We start from the raw sequence: 3736 nt of genomic DNA, 5'->3' as shown, positions 1-3736 counted from the left end.
CACTTTGCGGTAGGCTCGATATTGCGTTTCCTCATCCGGCAGCGTCTTGCCGAACAGGAATTCGGTCCGCATTAGCCCGACACCGTCGCAGGTCGAGACATCGATGCTGTCGACATCGGACGGATCGGCGATGTTGACCTGCACCCGCACCGCCGTGCCGGCTTTCGTCACTGCCGGCCGGGTCAAAAAAGTTTCCGCCCGGTCACGACGTGCCGCGAAAGAGGACGATTTTCGTCGGAACGCCTCGACCTCTGCCCTTGATGGCGCCAATATGATGCCGCCATGCTCGGCATCAAGCAGGGCGACGCCGGCAAGATGAGCCGGCGAAGCACCGAGCCCCACGATCATCGGCACGCCGCGCGAGCGCGCCAGCATGGCGACATGGCTGGCGGCACTGCCCGCTTTCAGCGCAATGCCGCCGCCGGAACTCCAGTCGGTTTCGAGAAAGCGCGTCGGCGCGATGTCCTCGCCATAGAAGATGGCTCCTGCCGGCGCCGCAGCCTCGCTCTCTTCGGTCAGTGCACGCAGCACCTGGTCGCGTATGTCGCGCATGTCGGCGGCGCGCGCCCGGAAATAGTCCTGATCGGACGTCGCGTAGCCCACAATTTCGGCGTCGAGCGCCTGCCGCCATGCCGTATCGGCCGGCTGGCCGACGGCAATCGCGGCAAAGGCCGGGCCGGTCAGTGCATCGTCCTCCAGCATGGCGAGCTGGAATTCGAGAATTTCGGCCGCATCGCCCTCGGTCGCTTCGACGAGCGTGGCAAGTCGGCCAGTCGCTGCCTTGATTGCCGTTGCGAGCGCGAGCCTCTCGTCAGCGGCGGTCGCTTTACGGTTATAGCGCGCGACAACCGGATCGAGGTTGAACAGCGGCCCTTCGGCATAGCCGGCCGAAGCCGAAATCCCCTTCAACCTAAGCGGTTCGGGCATGGTCCACGCCCTCGTCGAAGTCGCGCCGCACCAGCTCGACCAGCGCGCCGACCGCCTCGCCGGCGCCGTCACCCCTCGCTCGGATATGCAGCACCGTGCCTTTCGGCGCCTTGGCCGCCATCACCTTGACGATGCTCTTGGCGTCGAACCAAGGCCCGTTGGCGGCGAGCGCCACTTCGACTTCGGCTGAAAATGTCTTGGCGAGCTTGGTAAACTTCACCGAAGGGCGCGCATGCAGGCCGACCTCATGGGTGATCAGGACTGTGGCTTCGGCGGATGCGGACATGCTGTCAAAATTCCTGTTCATTCACGATGGCGACAATTCGTGTGCCGTCGCCACTACTTCCCTGAGCGAGGCGCCGCCGGACGCCTCCGTCGCCGCCATCACCGCGCCTTCGACGATCGGCGCATTGCAGACGATGATCTTGTGCGCGCGCGGCTCGCCGATCATCTCGACCGCCATCTCGCTGTTGGTCTCGGCGCCGCCAAGATCGACAAGTATGGCGACACCCGCCTCCGACCAGGCCTTGTCGATGGCGCCCATGATCGCCTCGACATTGGTTCCCAGCCCGCCATGGCCGTTTCCGCCGCACCATGCAAGCGGCACTTCGTCGCCGACCATCTGGCGCACCATATCGGCCGTGCCTTCGGCGACCAGCGGGGAATGCGATACGATGACGATGCCGACATTGCTCATGCTTGCCCCTCGATGCTTTCGACGACGGCCCGCACCAAAAGCGCGACCGAGCGCCCGCCGGCATCCATATGGCCGATCGAGCGGTCGCCGAGAAACGAGGCGCGTCCGCGCAAGGCTTCCATCGGCACGGTGGCAGCGGCCGCATTGTCCGCGACATCGGCGATTTCCGCCCCGGTTTTTCCCTGCAGCAGGGCGTCATGCACCGGCTTCAGCACGTCGAGCATTGTCTTTTGCCCGACCTGCGACTTGCCCCTGGCTGCCACCGCCTCGATTGCCTTACCGAAAGCCGCCGCCAGATTGGCGTGATCCGGCTCAGCAGAAATCTCCTTGCCGAGCGCCATGAACAGCGTCCCGAACAGCGGTCCCGATGCCCCGCCGACCGTCATCACCAGCTTGGTGCCGATCGCCTTCAGCGCCTCCGGCAATGGCTTTGCCGCGAACGCCTCGGCCTCAGCCCGCACCGCCTCAAAGCCGCGCTTCATATTGAGCCCATGGTCACCGTCGCCGATCGCCTGGTCGAGCGCGGTCAGCTCGTCCGCGTGAGCTGCAATCGTATCGGCGGTGGCTGGTATCAGCGTCTTCAGGTCAACCTTGTCCATCGTCCCAGTCTTGTCCAGCGTCCCAGGGCTCATCGGTTTACAATCCTGTTGCCGGCCTGGTCGAAGAACAGCGGCGCCCGGTAACGAATAGCCACCCTGTCGCCTCTTTCCAATTGCGTGTCGGGGTCGGTCAGCGTCACCAGCTTTTTGCTTCCCACCGTCACATGCAGGTGATTCTGGTCGCCCAGATGTTCGACCCAGTCAACAACGCCGTCGGCGGGGCCGTTCGATGCCTTGCCGATCGACAGATGTTCTGTACGCGCACCGATCGTCCTGGTTCCCGCCGGCATGTCGCCATCGGGCAGCAGGCCGGTCGGCAACAGATTGATCGCCGGCTGGCCGAGCCTTGCAGCGACATGAAGGTTTGCCGGCTCGGAATAGATTGCCCGCGGCGTGCCGATCTGCACCAGAACGCCATCGGCGAGAATCCCGATCCGATCGGCCATCGTCATCGCTTCGATCTGGTCGTGCGTGACATAAAGCATGGTAGCGCCGACCTCGGCCTGAATGCGCTTCAGCTCAAGCCGGAGATCGGCGCGCAGCTTGGCATCGAGCGACGACAGCGGCTCGTCCATCAGGTAGATCGAGGGCTTGCGCACTAGGGCGCGTCCGATGGCGACGCGCTGCATCTCGCCGCCGGAAAGTTTGGTGGAGCGGTTGGAGAGCTTGTGGTGGATACGCACCATCTTGGCCACATCCTCGACGCGGCGGCGCACCGCGTCCTCGCTCAGCCGCCGCGCCGGCGAGCGCAGCGGAAAGGCCAGGTTGTCGTAGACTGACAGATGCGGATAGAGCGAATATTGCTGGAAGACGAAGGCGGTGTCGCGCTCGGCCGGCGACAACATTGTCGCATCACGGCCGCCGATATGGATTGAGCCCGTATCCGGCCGTTCCAATCCTGCGACAAGCCGAAGCGTCGTCGTCTTGCCGGCCCCGGTCGGGCCGAGCAGCACGACGAATTCGCCATCGGCGACGTGCAGATCGAGAGTGTCCACGGCGACATGCTCGCCGAAGGCTTTTGTCACGCCTTTGATGTGCACGTCAGCCATGATGCGCTTTTCCCTGAGAGGCCCCGTCATGGATTGCGGTTCGCACCGCGCGGCCGGATCCCTTCTCGAACAGCGACAGCCGCGCGCTGCTCAGCGCCAGGCCGACATGGTCGCCCGCATTGAGCCGGATTTCGGCCGGCACCCGCGCCTTGATGATGCCGCCTGATGTCTCCACCGCAACGATCTGCGTGGTGCCGAGATATTCGGTGCCATAGATGGCGCCGCGCAGCTTCGAGCCGTCGTCGAAGCGGATGTGTTCCGGCCGGATGCCGAGCGCCATGTCGGTCGACGCGATATCCTCGCGCACCTCCGGCACTGCCACCTTGGCGCCTTGCACCACGATCTCCCTGGCGCCCTTTGAAAGCCCGCCACCAAAGCCGAGAAAATTCATCGGCGGCGAGCCGATGAAATCGGCGACGAACATCGTCGCCGGCCGGTCGTAGATTTCGCGTGGACTTCCAAAC

Annotated in this window: 6 protein-coding genes; all 6 read right to left on the bottom strand. The window is 64.4% G+C overall.

Annotated elements, in window-relative coordinates; all coding sequences use genetic code 11:
• A partial coding sequence (locus EOA85_RS30110; protein WP_164759976.1) for a phosphoenolpyruvate-utilizing N-terminal domain-containing protein occupies positions 1-927 on the bottom strand: 927 nt, incomplete at its 3' end.
• The gene (locus EOA85_RS30105; protein WP_095521149.1) at positions 911-1213 is read right to left on the bottom strand and encodes an HPr family phosphocarrier protein; all 303 of its coding nucleotides are present in this window, start codon (positions 1211-1213) and stop codon (positions 911-913) included. The genes EOA85_RS30105 and EOA85_RS30110, both read right to left, overlap by 17 nt.
• 21 nt (positions 1214-1234) lie before the next feature.
• Positions 1235-1624, bottom strand: a complete 390-nt coding sequence (gene dhaM / locus EOA85_RS30100) for a dihydroxyacetone kinase phosphoryl donor subunit DhaM (RefSeq protein WP_027151568.1) — start codon at positions 1622-1624, stop codon at positions 1235-1237.
• Positions 1621-2223, bottom strand: coding sequence for a dihydroxyacetone kinase subunit DhaL (gene dhaL, locus EOA85_RS30095; protein WP_127212167.1), 603 nt, complete (start codon positions 2221-2223; stop codon positions 1621-1623). Before dhaL ends, dhaM begins: the two co-directional genes overlap by 4 nt.
• Before the next feature lie 29 nt (positions 2224-2252).
• The gene (locus EOA85_RS30090; RefSeq protein WP_127212166.1) at positions 2253-3272 is read right to left on the bottom strand and encodes an ABC transporter ATP-binding protein; all 1020 of its coding nucleotides are present in this window, start codon (positions 3270-3272) and stop codon (positions 2253-2255) included.
• Positions 3265-3736 (bottom strand): TOBE domain-containing protein (locus tag EOA85_RS30085; RefSeq protein WP_127212165.1); only part of this gene is annotated, 472 nt, incomplete at its 5' end. The genes EOA85_RS30090 and EOA85_RS30085, both read right to left, overlap by 8 nt.

The sequence above is a fragment of the Mesorhizobium sp. M5C.F.Ca.IN.020.29.1.1 genome, from assembly GCF_003997375.1.
In the GTDB taxonomy this organism is placed as follows: domain Bacteria; phylum Pseudomonadota; class Alphaproteobacteria; order Rhizobiales; family Rhizobiaceae; genus Mesorhizobium; species Mesorhizobium wenxiniae.
The sequence above is the reverse complement of the archived record's forward strand: the minus strand, read 5'-3'. Positions and strand labels throughout refer to the sequence as shown.